The 22,192-nt window shown below is 62.4% G+C and carries 18 protein-coding genes; 5 read left to right on the forward strand and 13 right to left on the reverse strand.

Features of this window, described 5'->3' with window-relative positions; all coding sequences use genetic code 11:
- Positions 1 to 17: 17 nt before the first annotated feature.
- From HX803_RS26850 to HX803_RS26870, 5 genes are all read right to left on the reverse strand, one after another.
- Positions 18 to 3,122 (reverse strand): efflux RND transporter permease subunit, encoded by a 3,105-nt coding sequence (locus tag HX803_RS26850; RefSeq protein ID WP_178924923.1) that lies wholly within the window; start codon positions 3,120 to 3,122, stop codon positions 18 to 20.
- Positions 3,119 to 4,345: an efflux RND transporter periplasmic adaptor subunit gene (locus tag HX803_RS26855; protein ID WP_178924925.1), complete on the reverse strand. Its 1,227-nt coding sequence runs from the start codon at positions 4,343 to 4,345 to the stop codon at positions 3,119 to 3,121. The genes HX803_RS26850 and HX803_RS26855 overlap by 4 nt, the downstream gene beginning before the upstream one ends.
- Complete coding sequence (locus HX803_RS26860) at positions 4,338 to 5,576, reverse strand: TolC family protein (protein WP_178924927.1); 1,239 nt, start codon at positions 5,574 to 5,576, stop codon at positions 4,338 to 4,340. The genes HX803_RS26855 and HX803_RS26860 overlap by 8 nt, the downstream gene beginning before the upstream one ends.
- A 96-nt stretch (positions 5,577 to 5,672) precedes the next feature.
- Complete coding sequence (locus HX803_RS26865) at positions 5,673 to 6,011, reverse strand: hypothetical protein (RefSeq protein WP_178924929.1); 339 nt, start codon at positions 6,009 to 6,011, stop codon at positions 5,673 to 5,675.
- Positions 6,012 to 6,257: 246 nt separating this feature from the next.
- Entirely contained in the window at positions 6,258 to 7,151 is an 894-nt protein-coding gene (locus tag HX803_RS26870; RefSeq protein WP_178924931.1) for a hypothetical protein, read from the reverse strand.
- A gap of 436 nt (positions 7,152 to 7,587) precedes the next feature.
- Between HX803_RS26870 and HX803_RS26875 the strand changes: the two genes are divergently transcribed.
- A complete protein-coding gene (locus tag HX803_RS26875; RefSeq protein ID WP_003219726.1) occupies positions 7,588 to 8,271 on the forward strand; it encodes a response regulator transcription factor in 684 nt (227 codons plus the stop codon).
- Positions 8,249 to 9,640: a HAMP domain-containing sensor histidine kinase gene (locus HX803_RS26880; RefSeq protein ID WP_178924933.1), complete on the forward strand. Its 1,392-nt coding sequence runs from the start codon at positions 8,249 to 8,251 to the stop codon at positions 9,638 to 9,640. Before HX803_RS26875 ends, HX803_RS26880 begins: the two co-directional genes overlap by 23 nt.
- A gap of 137 nt (positions 9,641 to 9,777) precedes the next feature.
- Here the strand turns inward: HX803_RS26880 and HX803_RS26885 are convergent, their stop codons facing one another.
- Genes HX803_RS26885 through HX803_RS26895 form a run of 3 tightly spaced genes read right to left on the reverse strand, consistent with a single transcriptional unit; the run spans position 9,778 to position 12,035 of the window.
- Positions 9,778 to 10,188: an SRPBCC family protein gene (locus HX803_RS26885; protein WP_178924935.1), complete on the reverse strand. Its 411-nt coding sequence runs from the start codon at positions 10,186 to 10,188 to the stop codon at positions 9,778 to 9,780.
- Positions 10,189 to 10,216: 28 nt separating this feature from the next.
- On the reverse strand, positions 10,217 to 11,014 hold the full coding sequence (locus HX803_RS26890) for an SDR family NAD(P)-dependent oxidoreductase (protein WP_178924936.1): 798 nt from the start codon (positions 11,012 to 11,014) through the stop codon (positions 10,217 to 10,219).
- Between the two features lie 16 nt (positions 11,015 to 11,030).
- Positions 11,031 to 12,035, reverse strand: a complete 1,005-nt coding sequence (locus HX803_RS26895) for an aldo/keto reductase (protein ID WP_178924938.1) — start codon at positions 12,033 to 12,035, stop codon at positions 11,031 to 11,033.
- Positions 12,036 to 12,147: 112 nt separating this feature from the next.
- Here HX803_RS26895 and HX803_RS26900 point away from each other — a divergent pair, with 112 nt between their 5' ends.
- Positions 12,148 to 13,041 carry a LysR substrate-binding domain-containing protein gene (locus HX803_RS26900; RefSeq protein ID WP_178924940.1) on the forward strand — a complete coding sequence of 298 codons (894 nt, stop codon included), beginning with the start codon at positions 12,148 to 12,150 and terminating at the stop codon, positions 13,039 to 13,041.
- A gap of 120 nt (positions 13,042 to 13,161) precedes the next feature.
- Here HX803_RS26900 and HX803_RS26905 read toward each other — a convergent pair whose 3' ends face one another.
- From HX803_RS26905 to HX803_RS26915, 3 genes are read right to left on the reverse strand one after another with little or no spacing between them, the layout of a single operon-like run.
- Positions 13,162 to 14,454, reverse strand: a complete 1,293-nt coding sequence (locus HX803_RS26905; RefSeq protein WP_178924942.1) for an FAD-binding oxidoreductase — start codon at positions 14,452 to 14,454, stop codon at positions 13,162 to 13,164.
- On the reverse strand, positions 14,451 to 15,539 hold the full coding sequence (locus HX803_RS26910) for a polyamine ABC transporter substrate-binding protein (RefSeq protein WP_178924944.1): 1,089 nt from the start codon (positions 15,537 to 15,539) through the stop codon (positions 14,451 to 14,453). The genes HX803_RS26905 and HX803_RS26910 overlap by 4 nt, the downstream gene beginning before the upstream one ends.
- 24 nt (positions 15,540 to 15,563) lie before the next feature.
- Entirely contained in the window at positions 15,564 to 16,922 is a 1,359-nt protein-coding gene (locus HX803_RS26915) for a glutamine synthetase family protein (RefSeq protein ID WP_176999028.1), read from the reverse strand.
- 138 nt (positions 16,923 to 17,060) lie between these two features.
- On the opposite strand from HX803_RS26915, the gene HX803_RS26920 reads away from it, so the two are divergent.
- A complete protein-coding gene (locus HX803_RS26920) occupies positions 17,061 to 17,957 on the forward strand; it encodes a helix-turn-helix domain-containing protein (protein WP_178924946.1) in 897 nt (298 codons plus the stop codon).
- 173 nt (positions 17,958 to 18,130) lie between these two features.
- On the forward strand, positions 18,131 to 20,284 hold the full coding sequence (locus tag HX803_RS26925) for a TonB-dependent siderophore receptor (RefSeq protein WP_178924948.1): 2,154 nt from the start codon (positions 18,131 to 18,133) through the stop codon (positions 20,282 to 20,284).
- Between the two features lie 131 nt (positions 20,285 to 20,415).
- Here the strand turns inward: HX803_RS26925 and HX803_RS26930 are convergent, their stop codons facing one another.
- Positions 20,416 to 20,853, reverse strand: a complete 438-nt coding sequence (locus HX803_RS26930; protein WP_178924950.1) for a carboxymuconolactone decarboxylase family protein — start codon at positions 20,851 to 20,853, stop codon at positions 20,416 to 20,418.
- Between the two features lie 251 nt (positions 20,854 to 21,104).
- Positions 21,105 to 22,022: a hypothetical protein gene (locus HX803_RS26935; protein ID WP_256732948.1), complete on the reverse strand. Its 918-nt coding sequence runs from the start codon at positions 22,020 to 22,022 to the stop codon at positions 21,105 to 21,107.
- Between the last annotated feature and the right edge of the window lie 170 nt (positions 22,023 to 22,192).

A 22,192-nucleotide genomic window follows, 5' to 3' on the forward strand; every position in this document is an offset into this window, starting at 1 on the left:
GCTCCCACATTTTTGGGTCAGTGTTTGGCTTTACGCATCAGGTAGTACGCCGCCGGGATGACGAACAGCGACAGCAACGGCGCCGTGAGCATCCCGCCAATCATCGGCGCCGCAATGCGGCTCATCACCTCACTGCCCGTACCGCCGCCCAGCAAAATCGGCAACAGCCCGGCGATAATCACCGCCACCGTCATCGCCTTGGGCCGCACCCGCAGCACCGCGCCTTCGCTGAGGGCGGCCAGCAGGTTGCCGTCCTTGCGTTCGGCCCAGGCGTTTTTCAGGTACAGCAGCATGATCACGCCAAACTCCGCCGACACCCCCGCCAACGCGATAAACCCCACGCCCGTGGCCACCGACAGGTTGAAACCCAGCCAGTAGAGCAACCACACACCGCCCGTCAGGGCAAACGGCAGCGTCGCCAGAATCAACAGCGCTTCCTCCACCCGGCGAAAGGTCAGGTACAGCAGTACAAAAATGATCAGCAACGTGGCCGGCACCACCAGCTTCAAACGCTGATTGGCGCGCTCCAGGAACTCGAACTGCCCCGAGTAACTCAAGCTCATGCCCGGTTGCAGGTGCACCTGCGCATTGATGGCTGCGCGCAGGTCTTTGACCACCGACGCCAAGTCACGATCACGCACGTCGATGTACACCCAGCCCGAAGGCCGCGCATTTTCACTCTTGAGCATCGGCGGGCCATCGTTGACCTGGATTTTTGCCACCGTGCCCAGGGTGATCTGGCTGCCCTTCGGTGTGTACACCGGCAGGTCCCGCAGCGCCTGCACCGAGTCGCGCCATTCCTTGGGGTAACGCAGGCTGATCGGGAAACGCGCCAGGCCTTCCACGGTCTCGCCGATGGTCTCGCCGCCCACCGCCCCCGACACAATCGACTGCACATCGGCGATGTTCAGCCCATATTGCGCGGCAGCGGCACGGTCGATGTCCACGTCGATGTAACGCCCGCCGGTCAAGCGCTCAGCCAGTGCCGAACTCACCCCCGGCACGCCTTTGGCGACCTTTTCCACGGCCTGGGTCACGGCGTCGATTTGCATCAGGTTGCTGCCCGCGACTTTCACGCCAATCGGGCTTTTGACCCCGGTGGCGAGCATGTCGATACGGTTGCGGATCGGCGGGATCCAGATGTTGGTCAGGCCCGGCACCTGCACCACACGGTCCAGCTCCTTGACCAGCGCATCCGGGGTCATGCCGGGGCGCCATTGGTCCTTGGGCTTAAACTCGATGGTGGTCTCGAACATCTCCAACGGCGCCGGGTCGGTGGCGGTTTCGGCGCGCCCGGCCTTGCCGAACACATGGGCGACTTCGGGCACGGTCTTGATCAGCCGGTCGGTGCGTTGCAGCAACTCGCCCGCCGTTTGCGTGGACAAGCCTGGCAACGCAGACGGCATGTACAACAAGTCGCCCTCGTCCAGCGGGGGCAGGAATTCCCCGCCCAGCTTCGACATCGGCCACAGCGCACTGGCGACCATCAGCAACGCCACCAGCAAGGTCATGCGTGGCCAACGCAGCACCGCGTCCAGGGCCGGCTGATAGAGCTTGATCAGGCCCCGATTGAGCGGGTTGCGCTGCTCATCGGGAATGCGCCCGCGAATCCAGTAACCCATCAGCACCGGGATCAAGGTCACCGACAAACCGGCTGCCGCCGCCATGGCGTAGGTCTTGGTGTAGGCCAGCGGGCCGAACAGGCGGCCTTCCTGGGCCTGCAAGGTAAACACCGGAATGAACGACAAGGTGATGATCAACAGGCAGAAAAACAGCGCCGGGCCAACCTCCACCGCTGCCTCCGTCATCACCTTCCAATGCGCTTCACCTTTCAGGTCCCGTCCGGGATTGGCGTGGTGCCAGGCTTCGATCTTCTTGTGGGCGTTCTCGATCATCACCACCGCCGCGTCCACCATCGCCCCGATGGCAATCGCGATGCCGCCCAGGGACATCAGGTTGGCGTTGATGCCTTGGAAGCGCATGACGATAAAGGCGATCAGCACCCCCACCGGCAACGAGATGATCGCCACCAGGGATGAGCGCAAGTGCCACAGGAAAATCCCGCACACCAGCGCCACCACCAGAAATTCTTCCAGCAGTTTGTGGCTGAGGTTGTCCACGGCGCGGTCGATGAGCTTGCTGCGATCATACGTGGTGACGATCTCCACGCCGGGCGGCAGGCTGGCTTTGAGCTGGTCGAGCTTGACCTTGACCGCCGCGATGGCTTCCCGCGCGTTCTTGCCGCTGCGCAGGATCACCACGCCGCCCACCGACTCACCCTCGCCGTCCAACTCACTGATACCCCGACGCAGGTCCGGGCCCAACTGGATGTTCGCCACATCGCCGAGGGTGACTGGCACGTTGTTCGCGTCCAGGCGTAACGGAATGGCGCGGAAGTCAGCCAGGCTTTTCAGGTAGCCGGAGGCCCGCACCACGTATTCAGACTCGCCCAGGTTGAGCACCGAACCACCGGTTTCCTGGTTGGCCTTGTCGATGGCTTCCTTGACCTGCGCCTGGGTGATCCCGCGACTGGCCAGCGCCAGCGGGTCGAGCTGCACTTGGTACTGCTTGACCTGGCCGCCGATGGTCGCGACTTCCGCCACGTTCGGCAGGGTCTTGAGCTCGAACTTGAGGAACCAGTCCTGCAAGGCGCGCAATTGCGCCAGGTCATGCTGGCCGGTGCGATCTACCAAGGCGTACTGGTAGATCCATCCCACCCCCGTGGCGTCAGGCCCCAGCGAGGGTTTGGCCGACGCCGGCAGGCGCGCCTGCAACTGGCTGAGGTATTCCAGCACCCGCGAGCGCGCCCAGTACAGGTCGGTGCCTTCATCAAACAACACGTACACGTAGCTGTCGCCAAAGAACGAAAAACCGCGCACGGTCTTGGCCCCCGGCACTGAGAGCATGGTGGTGGTCATCGGGTACGTGACCTGGTTCTCGACAATCTGCGGCGCCTGGCCCGGGTACGGCGTGCGGATAATCACCTGCACATCCGAGAGGTCCGGCAAGGCGTCCACCGGGGTGTTCTGCACCGACCAGATGCCCCACGCGGTGATGAACAGCGTGGCGAGCAACACCAGGAAGCGGTTGGCCACCGACCAGCGAATCAACAAGGCAATCATGGCTGGGCTCCCGGCTGCATGTTCATCGCGGCTTCGGCGGGGGTCACGGTGATGCCCTTGAGACTGGCCTCCGAATCGAGCAGGAACTGCCCGGAGGCGACCACCTGCTGGCCTTCCTGCAAGCCGCTGACGACTGCGGTCTGGTCCTGGCTTTCAGCCCCCACGTGCACCTCGACGGGCCGGTAATGACCACCCTCCTCGGCCAGCATCACCAGCACCCGCTTGCCGGTGCGGATCAACGCTTCGCTGGGCACCTGCAGCACCGGTTGCGCGCTACCTTGCGCCAGGCTGACCTGGGCCGTCATGCCGGGGCGCAAGGTACCGTCGGGGTTGGGCAGCTCGACGCGAACCTGCAGGGTGCGGCTGTCCAGAGCTGCGGCCGGCAGGATCGCACTGACCGTGCCGGTAAGCGTTTTGCCCGGCAAACCGACAAAGCGGCTCTGCACGCTTTGCCCCACGTGCAAGGCAGCGCCCTGGGCTTCGGGCACAGCGACCTGCAACCACACGTGATCCAAGCCATTGAAACGCGCCAGGGTCTGCCCCGCCGCGACCGTCATGCCCTCGCGCACCTCCAGGGTCTGCAACGCGCCATTCAACGGGCTGGTGACAGTCAACACCGACTGCACTTGGCCGCTGCGTTCCATCTGCGCGATCAACGTCGCCGGCATGCCACTCAGCTGCAGGCGTTGGCGAACCGCGCCGATCAGGCTGCCCTCACCGCTGCGGCGCAGTGCCAGGAACTCCTCCTGGGCGGCTGCCCATTCGGGAACCAGAATGTCCGCCAACGGCGCCCCGGCCTTGAGCACGTCCCCCGGCGCCCGGGCGTAAACACGCTCGACAAACCCCGCCGCCCGCGCCTGCACCACCGCCACGTCACGGTCGTTGAACGCCAGGGTGCCCGACACGTCCAGCGTGGTGGTGAGTACGCCCCGGGTCACCGGCGCCAGGCGCACGCCGATGTTCTGGGCCAGACGCGGGTCGATCTGCACCGCCGGCGTTGCCGCCGCTGCGCCACCGTCGGCGTAGCGCGGCACCAGTTGCATGTCCATGAAGGGCGACTTGCCGGGCTTGTCGAATTGCTGTTGCGGGTACATCGGGTCGTACCAATACAGCGCCTTTTTGTCGTCTTTAGCCGGTGCCGAAGCGGTGGGATGCAGCTGTGCCACCCCATAACCTGCGCCCAGCCCCAGCAGCACTAGCGCAGCCACGATTCGATTATTCATTGGCAGGTTCCCCATAGGCGAAATACAGCTGGGCGCCGACCAGGGCGCGTTGTTCAAGGGCATCAATCTGTTTGAAACGGGCTTCGACCAACTCGCGGCGGGCGCCGACCACGCTCATCAGGTCAGCCTTGCCCGCCCGGTAACCGGCCAGGCTCAGGCGCACCTTTTCCTCGGCCAGCGGCACCAGGCTGTCCTGGCTGCGTTGCACCGCCCGGTCCAGGCGCTGGTATTGCGCCAGGTCGTCATCGAGCCTCTGCACATGCTCACGGGTGGCGGCTTCACGCTCGGCGTCCAACTGGTCCAGCTCAGCCTGCTTGGCAGCGATGCCAGGGTTCTGGCGGCGGCCGGGGAAAATCGGCAGGTCAAAAGTGAACTGCACGTTGACCATGTCACCGAACTCACGGCTGCGATGGCCGTAGTCGACTTCCCAACTCCAATCCGACGTCTTTTGCGCCTTGGCTTCCTGCAACCGCGCCTGGGCCTCGCGGGTACGCGGCGCGTAGGCTTGCAGCTCAGGGTGTTGGTGCAGGTTGTGGCTAAGGCCGTGGCTGTCGAGCGTCCAGTTGGGCAACGCACCGCTGGGGGCTTCATTGGCGGCCGGGCCGATCCAGCGCTTGAGGGCTGCACGGGCCTGGGCACGTTGCTCGGTCAGTTCGTCTTCGCGCCCGTTCAGGTCGGCGGCTTCCTGCCGGGGAATCACCGCATCCGACGCCTGGCCACGCCCACCCGCCAGTTGCGCACGCACGCTGTCTTGCAGCAGGCGGTTCTGCTGGTAGAACGCCGGGAACAACGCTTGTTTTTTCTCCACCGCATAGGCGCGAATCCACGCCTGGGCGGTGGCCTGGCGCACGTTCAGGCGTTCGATCCGCCCTTCGGCCGCCGTGCGTTCGACGGTGGCATCGGCCAGCTCGACCCGTGCCTTGCGCTTGTCGCGGCTGGGCACCTGCTGTTGGATGCCGATCATCTGTTGGGTCATGTCATCGCCATACAACGTGCCGCGATTGGGCCCGCCGATGGGGAAGTTCTGCAGGCCAACCACCAGCTTGGGGTCGGGTAACTCGCCGGCCGGGATCGCCGCCTGGGTCGCGGCGTGCAGCTTGGCCGACTCGGCCGTCAACGACGGCGCGTTGTTTTGCGCCAGGCGCAGGGCGTCATCCAGGGTCAGCGCGCTCGCCAACGCCGGCCACGCCAGCACGCCCATCATCAGGGCGCGCAGGTAGAGGGGATTCATGGTGAAGATTCCTGATCTGTTCCACTGCGCGCCACGTTATGCGGCCCACAGCAAGGTCATCCCGAAAGCGGAATGAGGCTTGAGGTGCTACAGGAATCAGGTACGGGGTGGGCGCCAGACGCCGGACGGCGTGCGGTCGGGGATGAAGTCCGAGGCGAGGTTTGCGGCCAGGGGATGGGCCAGGGTCAAGGGTGCCTTGAGCACCGGCATCGACAATTGCACCAGGCCGCCGGTCTTGCATTCCTGGCCGGGTTTGCACGCCTTGCCGTGGTCGACGCCGCTCTGGCAGCAGTCGGGAGACATGTCGCTCATCAGGCGCATGTCGCTCATCTTCATCGGGCAAGGCTCGGTGCTCGACGGCACACCCGCCATCCCGGTGAGGGGAAGCGTGAGGCTCAGCAGCATGACGAGGATGACACGTAGAAGGCGGCTCATGGGGCGCGAGTCTAGCCAAGCACGTGTTAAGCCGCCATTAACAAATGTGGGAGCGGGCTTGCTCGCGAAAGCGCCGTGTCAGCCAACTCATCAGTCGCTGACACACCGCATTCGCGAGCAAGCCCGCTCCCACAGGGGACCGAGCCAGGCTCGGGATCAGTGCATGAAGATCGCGATCAGGATGATGACCGGGATAGGCACACCGAGGAACCACAGCAGTAATGAGCGCATGATGTTCTCCTTGAATTAACGTACGAAGTGTTCGGTTTCGACATACACCACGGCATCACGGCGGCGGCCGCCATAGGTAGCCGCGAAGCTGGCAAAGAACGCACCGATCAGCAGGGAAATGAAGGTCCACAGCGAGGTATAGGCGGCGACTTTTGCAGCGGTATCAGCAGCCTGCTTGGCTTTGAGCTTGGCGTCTTCCACGGCTTTGCGGGCGTCGCCATAGACTTTGTCGATACGCGCTTCGGCGTCGGCCTGGCTGAGGTTGGTGCGCTGGCTGATCAACTGGGCCAGGTAGGCGCGATCCTCTGGGGCCAGTTGGCCGTCGTTGGCGAGGGTACGGGTGAAGATGCGCGCGACCACGCCATGGGCGGCGTCATCGCTGACGGCAACCGGGCGGTCGTCGCGGAACAGGCTGTCGACGTAGTAGCCGAAGTCATCGCCTTTCACCCCTTGGGCGGCACTGCCGACGGCTTGGGCTGCGCCCGAAGCCACACTCGCACCGGCTTTCACGCCGCCACCGACCACACTGCTGACGGAGCCGACCACCAGCATGGCGGTCACCAGCGTGGCCACGGCCCAGGCCAGGAAACCGTGGGCGGTGTCGCGAAAGTACACCTCATCACCGTGCATATTGGCCCACTTCACGCGTAACCGGCCGGCGATGTAGCCGCCCAGGCCCGACGCGACAATCTGGGTGAAGGCCAGCCAGACTATCGTGGAAATGCCAAGCCCCTTGGCGCTGATACCGCTGTCGGCCCACGGCGACACCGCCGAGAAACCCAGGCCAAAGCCCAGCAATACGAGGATAAGGGACAGTGCCGCCGCCGCAGCGGCCCCGGCAAAGATCGCCCCCCAGGAAACCCCGGAGCGCGTGCTCGACTCTTGCAGCGTGGATGAGGATGTGATCATTGTTGTTGTACTCCAGGCAGAAAAATAGTGTTACAAGTCTCAAAAGAGACAGTGCAGCCACCATGCCAGTCGTCGCAAAAATAAAATGTCTTGTTTTTCAATGCGTTAAATAACTTGAACTTCCTAGGACCGTGCAACTTGCAAGAACTGATCGATTGCGGCGGGCGTTATGCACTCCCGCCCACCCTGTAGGGAGCCGGCTTGCCGGCGATCGCGGCCTCTGCCACAGCGCAAGGCTCAGGGGCCTCATCGCCGGCAAGCCGGCTCCTACGGGAATGTGGGGTGGGATCTGTTATCGGTGGCTGGGTTTCCTGCCGGCCTGCAACATGAAAATGTGTCGGTTTTGCCAAGATGAAGTTTAATTTAGGAAGCGTTCAGGCATTTCTTGGCAAAATGGCCCCACTTCTGTCGTGTGAACCGCTCACCAGGTAATCCTATGACCCGTATTTTGACAATCGAGGATGACGCCGTAACAGCCCGCGAGATCGTCGCCGAGCTGAGTAGCCATGGACTGGATGTGGATTGGGTGGACAACGGCCGCGAAGGCCTGGTCCGTGCTGTCAGTGGTGATTACGATCTGATTACCCTCGACCGTATGCTGCCGGAACTCGATGGCCTGGCCATCGTGACCACCCTGCGCACCATCGGGGTGTCGACGCCGATCTTGATGATCAGCGCCCTCTCCGATGTCGACGAGCGGGTGCGTGGCCTGCGAGCCGGGGGCGACGACTACCTGACCAAGCCGTTCGCCTCCGACGAAATGGCGGCCCGCGTTGAAGTGCTGCTGCGCCGCAAAAGCACGGTGAAGGAGTTCGAGACCGCCCTGCGCGTGGCCGACCTGGAACTGAACCTGATCAGCCGCGAAGCCAGCCGCGCCGAGCAACCCCTGAGCCTCTTGCCCACCGAGTACAAGTTGCTCGAATTCCTGATGCGCAACACCGGCCAGATCCTGTCGCGAATGATGATTTTCGAGGAAGTCTGGGGCTACCACTTCGACCCGGGCACCAACCTGATCGACGTGCACATCGGTCGCCTGCGCAAGAAAATCGATCCACCGGGCCTCACGCCGCTGATCCGCACGGTACGAGGCTCCGGCTATGTCATTGCTGAACCCCTCTAAGGGCTGGCGCTCTTCCAGCAGCCGCTTGCTGGCGCTCTACAGTTCGTTGTTCGTGGCGTGGAGCTGCATCCTCATGGGGGTGCTGTACTACGAAGTGTCGGGTTACCTGGGCGACCTGTCGCGCCACTCCCTGATGCAGCGCCAGCACCTGTTCCAGCGTTTCGACGGCGAAGAGCTGGTCGAAGCGCTGACCACCAGCATGACCTTCGACATGAAGGGCGTGGATGCCTACGGCCTGTTCGATGAACAGTTCCGCCCCTTGAGCGGGCCGATTCGTGCCGTGCCGCCGGACCTGCCGCTGGACGGCAAGATCCACGCCCTGGCCAATTGCGTCGACTCCGACGACCCGAAACTGCCCAAGGACAGCTGCGACGCCGTGGCCACCCACACCGAAGACGGCCGCTGGCTGGTGCTGGTGCGGGCCAACGGTTCGCTGTTCGGCGTGACCCGGATCATCTGGCATGCGCTGTTGTGGGCGTTGTCCCTGACCATCATCCCCGGTGCGGCCGGCTGGCATCTGTTGCGCCGCCGCCCGCTGCGGCGTATCCGTGGGATCCAGGCGAGTGCCGAGGCCATCGTGGCCGGCGACCTCACCCATCGCCTGCCGCTGTCGAACCGACGTGATGAGCTGGACATGCTGGCGGCCATCGTCAACGCCATGCTCGACCGCATCGAGAAGCTGATGAACGAGGTCAAAGGCGTGTGCGACAACATCGCCCACGACCTGCGCACGCCGCTGACACGCCTGCGGGCGCAGTTATACCGCATCAAGCAGGAAGCTGAACAAGACTCGGGCTACGCGGTAAAACTCGATGACGCCATTGCCGAAACCGACACCCTGATGGCGCGCTTTCGCGGGCTGTTGCGCATCTCGGAACTGGAAGACCACCAGCGCCGTTCAGGCTTCCTGGTGATGGACCCGTTGCCGCTGTTGCGCGAACTGCACGACTTCTACCTGCCGCTGGCCGAAGAAGGTGAATTGCAACTGCGGCTTGAGGCGCCGGAGTCCCTGCCGTGGATCACCGGCGACCGCGCCCTGTTGTTCGAAGCCCTGGCCAACCTGCTGAGCAACTCGATCAAGTTCTCCCCACCCGGCGGCGAGGTGATTCTGCGCGGGGTCAATGATGCGGGCAGCACGCGCATCGAAGTGCACGACTCCGGCCCCGGCATACCGGTGGCGGAACGCGATGCGGTGTTCCAGCGCTTCTATCGCGTGGATGAAAGCGACCAGCAAGGCGGTTTCGGGTTGGGCTTGTCGATTGTGGCGGCGATCATCAACTTGCATGGGTTCAAGTTGGAGGTGGGCACCAGCGAGCAAGGCGGTGCCCGCCTGATACTCGAGTGCCGCCAACAACTCATGCCCGAGTAACGCGAGCACCACACAACTCTGTGGGAGCTGGCTTGCCTGCGATAGCGGTGGATCAGTCAATAATTCCGGTGACTGATACACAGCTTTCGCAGGCAAGCCAGCTCCCACATTGGATTTGTGTTGTCTAGCGAGTCGGGTTAGAAGTTGGCGCGCAGGGCCTCGAGGCCGCCGCTGTAGACGCCGGCAAACAACTCTTCGACCGCCGCATCGGTGGTGCCCGCTACCGGGGTGAATACGCCGGACCAGGTCACCTTGGCCGACGCATCGGTCAAGGCCTCAACCTGCAAGGTCGCCAGGTACGCGCTCACCGGGAACGGCGATTGCTCGATGGTGTAGCTGTAGGTGCGAGCCACGTTGTCAAACGTCTGCAAGCGTTCGACCACCACCCCGCCGTCAGCGGTTTGCAAATGGCGTACGCGGCCGCCGTCACTTGGCTCGCTCTTGACGATGAACGGCAGCCAGTCCGGCAGCGCGTTGAAACCACCCACCAATTGCCAGACCTGATCGGCCGATACGGGTACTTCGATTACAGAAGATGCTGTTGCCACAATAAATACTCCACACCATTAAAAGAATTCAGATCGCCATGCTGTCGACAACACCACCGTCGACCCGCAATGCGGCGCCTGTGGTTGCCGAAGACAGCGGTGAGGCAATGTACGCCACCAGGTTCGCCACTTCATCCACATTGGCCGCACGCTGGATGATCGACGTAGGGCGCGCCTGGCGCACAAACACGTCGGCCTCGTCCCGCGCACTGCGCCCCGACTTGGCGGTGGCGTCCTTGAGCATATGCTCCAGGCCATCGGTGAACGTCGGCCCCGGCAGCACCGCATTGACTGTCACCCCAGTACCGGCCAAGCGTTTGGCCAAGCCGTGGGACACCGCCAGGTTGGCGCTCTTGGTCACGCCGTAGTTGATCATGTCGGCCGGGGTCGCCACGCCGGACTCCGAGGACAGGAAAATCACCCGCCCCCAGCCCTGTTCGACCATGCCCGGCACATAGTGCCGCGCCAGGCGCACGCCGGAGATCACATTGACCTCATAGAAGCGCGTCCACTCACTGTCGGGCGCCTCGAAGAAGTCCACATCGTTGAAGATGCCCAGGTTGTTGACCAGGATGTCGGCGCGAGGTTCGGCGGCGAACAGCGTTTGCGCGCCCTCGGCCGTGCCCAGGTCGGCCACCAGGCCACGCAGGTCGGCGCCCGGTACCGCCTGGCGGATACTGGCCAGGGCCTCGTCGACCTTGCCCTTTTCACGCCCGATCACCACCACGGTTGCGCCGGACTGCGCCAGGGCCTGGCTGATACCCAGGCCGATCCCGGCGGTGCTGCCGCTGACAATGGCAACCTTTCCACTTACATCAATGTTCATCGCAAGATTCCTTGAGTTAGAGCGGCAGAGGTGCGCGGTCCGAAATCAGTCGGGCGTCGCGCAGGGCCAGCCAGAAGGCTGCCGGAATGGTTTCTGACAACGCCGCGACGTCTTCGGCAATTCGCCCCGGACGACTGGCACCCGGAATTACAGCAGCCACGGCCGGATGCGCCAGGGAGAATTGCAGTGCAGCGGCTTTCACGCTGACGCCGAAGGCCTGGGCAATCGCCTTGATCTGCTCGACTTTACTGATGATAGCCGGGCTGGCTTTCTGGTATTCGAAGTGCGCGCCGCCGGCCAGGATGCCCGAGCTGTAAGGGCCGCCGACCACAAACTCGACGTTCTGTGCCAAGGCAGCGTCCATCAGGCGTTGCAGGGCGCGGTCGTGGTCCAGCAAGGTGTAGCGGCCGGCCAACAGAAAACCATCAGGCTGTGCCTCGCTCAGGTCCAGGGTCAATTCGCACGGTTCGACGCGGTTGACGCCCAGGCCCCAGGCCTTGATCACGCCCTCTTCACGCAAGCGGGTCAGCACCTTGAAGGCGCCGGTACGGGCCTGGTTGAAGTACTCCAGCCATTGGTCGCCGTAGAAGTCCTGGGCGATGTCGTGGATCCACACGATGTCCAGGCGGTCGGTTTTCAGGCGGTTCAGGCTGTCTTCAATCGAGCGCAGCGTGGCGTCGGCGCTGTAGTCGTTGAGCATCTTGTTGGGGCGGCCGTGTTCAAACACGCCGCTCTTTTCGCCGAGGTCGCGAGTGCTTTCTTCGACTTCATCGAGAATCACCCGGCCCACTTTGGTACTGAGCACGAAGTCGTCGCGGTTGTACTGCGCCAGGGCCTGGCCCAGGCGGATCTCGGAAAGGCCCGAGCCGTAGAACGGCGCGGTGTCGAAGTAACGCACGCCTTGGTTCCAGGCCGCCTCGACGGTGGCCTGGGCCTCGTCCTCGGGAATGGCGCGGAACATGTTGCCCAGTGGCGCGGTGCCAAAGCCCAATGGGCCGGGCAGTTTGTCTCTCAAGCTCATGGTGAATCCTCAATCGGTTCGTGGTCGCGGTGACCGTTGAGCAGATCCTAGATTGCCAAGATTGGACCGTCCAAGACATACTTCGACAGACTTGAGTCCCATGAGGTCTAACATGATCGACCTACGCCAACTGCGCTACTTCGAAGTGGTCGCCGAAGAAGAACACGTCGGTCGCGCCGCCGAGCGCTTGCACATCTCCCAATCGCCGTTGAGCCGGCAGATCGCCCAGCTCGAAGAACGCCTGGGCCTGACCCTGTTCGAACGCAGCCAGCAGCGCATCCGCCTGACCCGCGATGGCCAAACCTTTCTGGCCGAAACCAAGGCGTTGCTCACCCACGCCAACCGCCTGGAATCCCTCGGCAAACGCCTGGGACGCGGTGAAGAAGGCGGCTTGTGCGTCGGCTACATCGAGAACGCCATGCATGCCGGCGTGCTGCCCAATGCCTTGCGGGTACTGCGTGACGACCGCCCGACCGTGCACATCAAGCTGTACAACCTGCCCTCCCTCGAACAGCTCGAAGGCCTGCGCCAACGCAGCCTGGATATTGCACTGGTGGGCGAACCACCGGCCGCCGATGACCCGGACCTGACCGCGCTGCAAGTATTGGACGACCCGATGTTGCTGGCCTTGCCCGAGAACCATCCCCTCGCCCACCAACAACCGCTGCTGCCCGAGCACCTGGCCGAGCAGCAGTGGATCGGCGTACAACGCAAACCCGGCGCCAGCCCTACCGATGACTTTGTAGCCGCCTGCATCCGCGCCGGTTTCACCCCGCAGATTCCCATGGAGGCCAGCGAGCCGTTCACCGCCCTGGGCCTGGTGGCCTCAGGGCTGGGCGTGGCCATGGTGCAAAAAGGCCTGAGCCGCAACGCACCGCCCGGCGTGGTCTTGCGCGACCTGCCATGGCTGACCTACACCACCCCGCTGTGGGCAGCCTGGCACCGGATCAACCTGCGGCCATTGGTGGAAACCTTCCGCAAAGTGCTCACCGAACCCCAGGCCTGACGCCGTTCAAAACTGTGGGAGCGGGCTTGCTCGCGAATGCGGCGGGTCAGTCAGTGCATATGTCACTGAAAGACCGCATTCGCGAGCAAGCCCGCTCCCACATTTGGATTGTGGCGTCAGTTAGACCAACTCCCGCAGGCGATACCAGAGCATGCCCAGCGCCAGCAGCGGCGAGCGCAAGGCCTTGCCGCCCGGGAAGGTCATGTGTGGCACCTGGCTGAAGATATCCAGGCCGGTGCTGTGGCCGGCGTGAATCCCTTCGGCCAGCAATTTTGCACACCAGTGCGTCACGTTCAGCCCATGCCCGGAATAGCCCTGGGCGTAGAACACGTTGGGGTACTGCTTCAACCGCCCGACCTGGGGAAAGCGGTTGGCGGTGATGCCAATCTTGCCACCCCATTGAAACTCGATGGCGGCATTGGCCAACTGCGGGAACACCTTGAGCATTTTCGGCTGCATGTAGGCCGCGATGTCCGCCGGATCACGCCCGGAGTAATGGCAGGCGCCGCCGAACAACAGGCGACGGTCGGCGGAGAGCCGGTAGTAATCCAGCCCGACCTTCTGGTCGCACAGCGCCAGGTTCTGCGGGATCAGCTGGCTGGCCAGTTCCGCTGACAACGGCTCGGTGGCGATGATGTAGCTGCCCGCCGGCAGCACCTTCCCGCTCAGGCGCGGCTCCAGTTCCTCAAGGTGGGCATTGCAGGCCAGTACCAGCGTGTCAGCGCGTACCGTGCCACCCGCGCAGCGCACCTGCACCCTGTCGCCATGGATCAGCTCCAGCACTTCAGTGTTTTCATAGATCAGCACGCCAAGGGACTCGGCCACCTGGGCCTCGCCCAGCACCAGGTTCAGCGGGTGCAGGTGCCCGGAGCCCATGTCCACCAGGCCACCGGCGTACACCGTCGAACCGACCACTTGCCGCATGTCCTGCGGGCCGACCAGGCGGGTTTGGTGGGCATAGCCCAGGGTGGCAAGGTGCTCCTGCTCAGCGTTGAACGCAGCGAATTGCGCCGCCGTGTTCGCCAGCTCGCAGAAGCCCCAGCGCAGGTCGCAGTCGATCTGACGATCACGTATACGCTGCCCCACCAATTCCACCGACTCGATCCCGGCCCGCTCCAGGTACCGCACGCCCTCCTCGCCCACGTACTTGGCGAACCCCGACACGTCATGACCGATGCCACGGATCAATTGCCCGCCATTGCGCCCGCTGGCACCCCAGCCAATGCGCCGGGCCTCCAGCAGGATCACCGACAGCCCGCGCTGGGCCAGTTCGATGGCGGTATTCACGCCGGTGAACCCGCCGCCGATCACACACACATCGGCGCTCAGGTCGGCCCCCAGTGACAGGCGCTGGGGCATGGCGTTGGCCGTGGCCCGGTAATAGGAATGGGCATGGTCGTTGGACGCGATCATTTGTTGGTCTTCACTTTGCTCCAGGCGCGGGTCATCAGGCGCATGGTCGCCGGGGTGGGCGTGGTGGAAATGTAGAGTTTGTCGAGCACTTCCTGGGACGGGTACACCTCGGGGTTGTTCACCAGTTCCGGGTCCATGAAGGCCTTCGCAGCCGGGTTGGCGTTGGCGTAACCCACCGAGGCGCTGACCTTGGCGATCACCTCGGGGTCGAGCAGGTAGTTGATAAAGGCATGGGCTTCTTTCGGGTTGCTGGCATCGGCGGGAATGGCCAACAGGTCGAACCACAGGTTGGAACCTTCCTTGGGAATCGAGTAAGCGATATTCACGCCGTTCTTGGCTTCCTTGGCGCGGTTGGCCGCCTGGAACACGTCGCCGGAGTAGCCGAAGGCCACGCAGATGTCGCCGTTGGCCAGGTCCGAGATGTACTTGGAAGAATGGAAATAGGTGATGTACGGACGCAGCGTCAACAGCTTGGCTTCGGCCTGCTTGTAGTCCTCGGGGTTCTCGCTGCGCGGGTCCTTGCCCAGGTAGTTGAGGATCGCCGGGAACAGCTCATCGGCCGAGTCGAGGAACGCCACGCCGCATTGGTTCAGCTTCTTGATGTTCTCCGGCTCGAACAACACGGCCCACGAGTCGATATGGTCGATGCCCAGCACTTGCTTGACCTTGTCGACGTTGTAGCCGATGCCGTTGGTGCCCCACAGGTACGGCACCGAGTGGGCGTTGCCCGGGTCATTCTTTTCCAGCAGCTTGAGCAGCTTGGGGTCCAGGTTCTTGAAGTTGGGCAACTGCGCGCGATCGAGCTTGAGGAACGCGCCGGCCTTCACCTGGCGTGCCAGGAAGTGGTTGGACGGCACCACCACGTCATAGCCGGTGCGCCCTGCGAGCAGCTTGCCCTCCAGGGTTTCATTGGAGTCGAACACGTCGTAGATCGGCTTGATCCCGGTCTTGGCCTGGAAGTCGGCCAAGGTGGTCTCGCCGATGTAGTCGGTCCAGTTATAGACGCTTACCGTCTGCGCGGCCTGGCTGGCACTGCTGAACGCCGCGACAAGAGCCAGCGGGAGAAGCTTTTTCACAAGACGCATATCGACACCCCTTTTTTTGGTTTTTTAGACGCTCAACAGCAGGAACTCACGCTCCCAGGAACTGATGACCCGCTTGAAGTTTTCATGCTCGGCACGCTTGACCGCGACGTAGCCGCGCACGAATTTGTCGCCCAGGTAGCGCTTGACCGTGTCGCAGTCCTCCATGCGCGCCAACGCATCTTCGAGGGTGAACGGCAGGCGCAGGTTGCGGCGCTCGTAGGCGCGACCTTCCACCGGCGCACTCGGTTCGATCTGCTCGATCATCCCCAGGTAGCCACACAGCAGACTAGCCGCAATGGCCAGGTAGGGATTGGCATCGGCGCCCGGCAGGCGGTTTTCCACGCGCATCGCATCGGGGCTGGAGGTGGGCACGCGCAGGCCGACGGTGCGGTTCTCTTCGCCCCACTCCACGTTGACCGGTGCCGAGGTGTCCGGCAGGAAGCGGCGGAACGAGTTCACGTTGGGTGCGAACATCGGCAACAGCTTGGGGATGTACTTCTGCAAGCCGCCGATGTGGTGCAGGAACAGCTGGCTTTTGTTGCCGTCGGCGTCGACGAACACCGGTTTGCCGGTGGCAATGTCCACCACGCTCTGGTGCAGGTGCATGGCGCTGCCCGGCTCGTCGGCCACCGGCTTGGCCATGAAGGTGGCGGCCACGTTGTGCTTGAGTGCGGCCTCACGCAGGGTGCGCTTGAACACAGTGATCTGGTCGGCCAGGTCCAGGGCATCGCCGTGGCGGAAGTTGATTTCCATCTGCGCCGGGCCGTCTTCGTGGATCAGCGTGTCGAGGTCCAGGCCCTGGGCTTCACACCAGTCATAGACGTCTTCGAACAACGGATCGAATTCGTTGGCAGCATCGATGGAGAACGACTGACGCCCGGTTTCGGCGCGGCCGGAGCGGCCCACCGGGGTTTTCAGCGGCAGGTCCGGGTCTTCGCAGCGCTGGGTCAGGTAGAACTCCATTTCCGGCGCGACAATCGGCTGCCAGCCTTGATCGGTGTAGAGCTGCAAGACCTTTTTGAGCACGTTGCGCGGCGACAGCTCGATGGGGTTACCCTGTTTGTCGAAGGTGTCGTGGATCACGATGGCAGTGGGCTCGATCGCCCACGGCACCACGTAGGTCGCGTTGGACACCGGGCGGCAGACCATGTCGATGTCGGCCGGGTCCAGCAGGTCGTAGTAGATATCGTCGTCGACAAAGTCCCCGGTCACCGTTTGCAGCAGCACACTTTCCGGCAGGCGCATGCCTCGCTCATGCAGGAACTTGTTGGTGGGCGCAATCTTGCCTCGTGCGATGCCAGTCAGATCACTGATCACGCATTCGACTTCGGTAATCTTGTGTTCTTTCAGCCAGGCAGACAGCTGATCGAAGGGGGCGTTCATAAGGACCTCGTCATGGGTTGAGTGCTACGCCGGCTTGTACTCCTGGCGCATTGAGGTCTATCTTGGGCTGGCCTTCAAACGGCATCTATCCACTTTGCACGCACCACAACGCACCAATAGAGTGCGCACGGATCACCCATGACACAGGCAACCGCCTTGCGCGTACAGGCCTTCACCACCGGTGATGTAGCCGCCCAATGCAATGCGACACCCGGTTGGGTGCAGCAGTACCAGCAGATGTCCCCGGGGCATTTCGCCGGGCAGATCCGCTACCTCGACCTGGAGGGCGTGGAGGTGTACGAAGAGTGCATGAACACCCGCGTCGAGCAGCATTTCAATGCGCCGCCCGGCGCCCTGGCGTTCTGTTTCGACGGCAGCGACAACGCGCTGTACATGCTCAATGGCGAAAGCCGCAACACCTGGATCACCCCGGAGAACTACCGCGAAGTGGCGGTGGTGTTCGGCCCGCAGTTCGTGCAGCGCCAGGGCCTGGACGTGGCGAAGCTTGAAGGCCTGTTCATGGCGCCGCTGACCTGCCAGCAGAACGCATTGTTCACCCGTTGGCTCAGTGGGACGCTGACGCGCTTGTCCACGGTGATCGACCCTGTCAGCCGCGACACCCTCACCCAGCAACTGCTGGACGACTGCCTGTTTATCCTCGACAACGCCTGTGTGTGCCTGGACCGCAGTTCATTGCAAAAGCGCAGTGAAGAGCGCCGGCTGATGGCGCGCATCGGCGAATGGGCGGCGGATGCGCCGGATGAAACCGTCAACCTGCTGGAACTGGCACAGATTGCCGGGGTGCCGCTGCGTCAACTGCAGCAGGGCTTCAAGACCTACACCGGCATGAGCCCGGCACAGTGGTTGAGGTTGCGCCGGCTGAACGGGGCACGGCGCGAACTGCTCAGTGCCAGTGACACCACCGTCGCCGAAGTGGCGATGAACTGGTCGTTCTGGCACCTGGGGCGGTTTTCCAACAGCTACCGGGCGCTGTTCCAGGAACTGCCCAGCGAAACCCTCAAGCGCTCCACCTGAACGGCACCCCTCACTCTGTGGGAGCTGGCTTGCCTGCGATGGCGTCCTTGAAATCAGTGCATTATTCAAGGGCTTCATCGTCGGCAAGCCGACGCCTACGGGAGACTTGTAAAAGACCACGCTTATGCCTAGTTTATGCGCCCCCCTGCCCTGCGCTTTAAGGCCCTGCCCCCATGGTTTTGCGTTTTCGTCCCGTCGTCACCTCACGTTTCGCCCTCGGCCTGCTGCTCACAGGCGGTATCGGCAGCAGCTTCGCCGCAGAACTGGAACTACCGGCGGTAAACGTCCAGGGCCAGGATGAATCCGGCTACCGCAACTCAACTGCCTCGGTGGCCGGCTTCGACGAGGCGCCGCTGCTGGACACCCCGTCCTCGATCACGGTGATCAACGCGGCCCTGCTCAAGGACCAGCAAGCACGCCTGCTCAGTGAAGTGCTGCGCAACGACGCCTCGGTGGGCGACAGCTACGCGCCCATCGGCTACTACGAAAACTTTGTGGTGCGCGGCTTCTCGCTGAACGCGGCGAGCAGCTACAAGATCAACGGGCGCACCATCACCGGGGAACAGAACGTCGCCCTGGAAAACAAGCAGCAAGTGGAAGTGCTCAAAGGCCTGGCCGGCCTGCAAAGCGGGATTTCCGAGCCCAGCGGCGTGATCAACTACGTGACCAAGCGCCCCGAAGACGTGCGCTCGGTAACGGTGTCCACCGACGACCGGGGCAGCGGTTATGTGGCAACCGACGTCGGCGGCTGGTTTGGCAGCGAACAGCAGTTCGGCCTGCGCGCCAACGTGGCCCACGAAGACCTCAACTCCTATGTGGAACACGCCAACGGCCAGCGTGATTTCGTGTCCCTGGCCTTCGACTGGAACATCAGCCCCGACGCCGTGCTGCAACTGGACGCCGAATACCAGAACAAGAACCAGCGTTCGGTGCCGGGCTATCAACTGCTCGGCGGCACCGAAGTGCCCCATGACGCCTCGCCGAAAAAACTGCTCGGCCACCAGACCGGCTCCCATCAGGTGGGCATCGACTCGCTGAACCTCAACGGCAAGTTTGAGTACCGTTTCAGTGACCAGTGGAAAGGCAGTGTCAGTGCGGCACGCAGCAAGGTGGTGATTGATGATTACAGTTCGTTTGCGTGGGGCTGTTATTACGTAGGGACTTGCAACGCCAACACCTTCAGCCCCGAAGGTGACTACGACATCTACGACTACCGCAGCCCCGACGACACACGCCGGGACGATGAAGTGCAGGCCGCCATGACGGGGCTGTTCGACATCGCAGGCCTGGGCCACGAGCTGACCTTTGGTACCAGCGCGTTTCGCCGGGTGGTCGACAAGCGCGAAGCAGTCAACGAGTACATCGGCAGCGGCAATATCAACGAAGACGCGCCAAGCTTCACGCCAACCGACAAACCGTTGAACGACAGCCATCGCAACCTCGACAGTCGCCAATATGGCCTGTTCGTTACCGACCATATCCGCTTCAACGAGCAATGGCAGACCATTGTGGGTGGCCGTGAAGTGCGCCTGGATGAAAAGGCCTTCGACGGCACCACAGGCGATCAGACACGCCACACCCGGCAATACGTGTTCCTGCCCCAGGCCGCATTGATCTACAAGCCAGTGGAAAACCTCTCGCTGTACACCAGCTACAGCAAAGGCTTATCTCTAGGCGGCACGGCGCCGTGGACGACCACAAACTCCGGCGACACCTTGGCACCCACCACCTCCCGCCAGATCGAAACCGGCGTGAAATACGACTGGCGCCGCATCAGCTTCGCCGCCGCCGTGTTCCAGACCCGCCAGGCTTACCAGTACGCCAAGCCCGACGGCACCGGTCTCTTCACCTACGTACAACAGGGCGAGCAGAAAAATACCGGGCTGGAATTGTCGGCCAACGGCTGGGCCACCGACCGCCTGCAGATCGCAACCAGTGTGGCCGCGATTCGCGCACGGGTGACCGGCAGCGGCACGCCGGAGTATGAAGGCCACCAGGCGATCAACGTGCCCAAGCTGCGTGCCAGTGTGTATGCCGACTATGCGTTGCCGTGGGTCAACGGGTTGGCGGTGCTGGGCGGTGTGCAATACAGCGCCAAGAAATACGCCAACCGCACCGGCAATGTGGAAGTGGGGGATTACGCGGTGGTCAATGTGGGCAGCCGCTACACCACGAAGGTGGATGGCTATGAAACCGTGTTTCGCCTGAGCGTCGACAACCTGTTCGACAAGCGCTACTGGCGCGACGCGGGCGAATACCTGGGCGATGACTACCTGTTCCAGGGCGCTCCGCTGACGGCGCGCCTGAGTGCTTCGGTGAACTTCTGATGCCATCGCCGGCAAGCCGGCGCCTACAAAGGTCGTGGCGACCTCGACATTTTTGCTAGCCCCACCGACACACTGTAGGAGCCCGCTTGCGGGCGATAGCGATGCCGAGGTTCGCACCGTATTTGAGGGGGTTATTTAGGCATTTTGCGAAAGCCGATGGCCAGGCGGTTCCAGCTGTTGATGGTGGCGATGGCTACGCTCAGGTCGACCTGTTCCTGGGCGCTGAATTCGGCGGCCAGCGCATTGAAGTCTTCGTCCGGGGCGTGGGTCTGGCTGATCAGGGTCAGGCTTTCGGCCCAGGCCAGTGCGGCGCGTTCACGCGGGGTGAAGAACGGGGTTTCGCGCCAGGCGGACAGGGTGTAGAGGCGACGTTCGGTTTCGCCGCCTTTGCGGGCGTCGGCGGTGTGCATGTCGAGGCAGAAGGCGCAGCCGTTGATCTGCGATACACGCAGGCGGATCAGTTCCAGCAGGGGCAGTTCGATGGACAATTTGCCGGTGGCGGCTTCCAGGGCGAGCATGGCTTTCATGGCGTCTGGGGAGGCGGTGTAGAAATCGGTGCGGGTTTGCATGGTGGCACTCCAAGGCAGTGGGGATTGATGGCTAGGTTAGTCATCGGGGCCTGGGGGAGGAATATCCAATTTGGGGGAAGAATGGGTGACCAATGTGATGGGCTGGCTCAAACCTGATGAGGAACAGCCCATTGCTTCGGTACTGGCCACCTGTGCTGAGGCGCATGGCCTCGCAAAACCGTTCTGGGAGGCTTCATTTGCATGAGGTCTCCCAGTTTTGAAGTTTACATACAGCCTCTACTCGTCACACATCAGGTGTTCTTTTCATAACCTACACCCTGGAAAGAAAACTTTATCTCTTTGCCTGCTCCGGCCTCCTTGATCACCGTTTGACTGCCAACTATCGAGTTCTTGTACCGGCCATACAACCCCAATCCTTTGATGTCTCCGACCTTGGCCTTGCCGTTTTCATCGGTAGTAAAAGGCGCAGAAAAGCTACCTTGGGTCGACGCAACCTGAGAACTACGGTTGATTTTCGCACCGTACTGCTCGACAAAACCGATATTCCTACCGGACAACGCGACGTTCTGATCAACATCAAGGTCTTTTACATGTTGCTTGGGCCCAGGATTACCAGGGTCTGTCACATCCTGAATGTATCCGCTCAGCCTCTTGGGGTTCTCAGGGTCTCGCTCTATCGTGAGGTTGTATTTATTGCCGAACTTGAAATCCACCATTGTGCTGTTGCTGCCACCTTTCCCCCCATCCGCTTCGGAGGTCCCTTTCGGCGCTTTAAAATGTGGACCAAATCCAGAAAACGTAATGAGTGCCCTGCCATCTCCACGCGGCTGTATCCCGATGTAGCCGCCCCCTAAGCGTTTGCCCTTTTCATTATTAATGTCAAATTGCATCGCGTAATAAACCCCTCCGTCCTTGGCCGATTTCCTTTGGAGGCCTTCGTTGATAACGATTGGAAAGGTGATATTGCTCAAGCCTGCGCCCGGCGCAGGTACCGAGTAACTTACTTGATACAGCCCATTCGGCGACGTGGCCTCTTTTTTAATTTCCAGTTTGGGATCGCCGACCTTATCCAACTTGGAGGTTTCGCCGGCATCCGACGTCGTGGCGGGTGTTGTTTCTGTACTTCGGGGTGGGACTGAGACAGGGGGAGTATGAGGAGAGGATGCGGGCACTGTTGGTGGAATAAATGGCGTTTTTTGAATCTGCATAAGTACACACCTTCTATGGAATAGTTACCCATGGTAGAAGGCTTGCGCCAGCGCTAGCTGCCAGACAACGTACTCGCACGACTAGGACTTTACTGAAGCTTGGCGTCAGTAGAATTCCCATGGTTTTTTGTTTGTGGGCTGTCTGGCTAAGGCATCGAGTTGGGGGGGGT

Origin of the sequence: Pseudomonas sp. P7548, assembly GCF_013386585.1 — a bacterium.
Lineage (GTDB): Bacteria > Pseudomonadota > Gammaproteobacteria > Pseudomonadales > Pseudomonadaceae > Aquipseudomonas.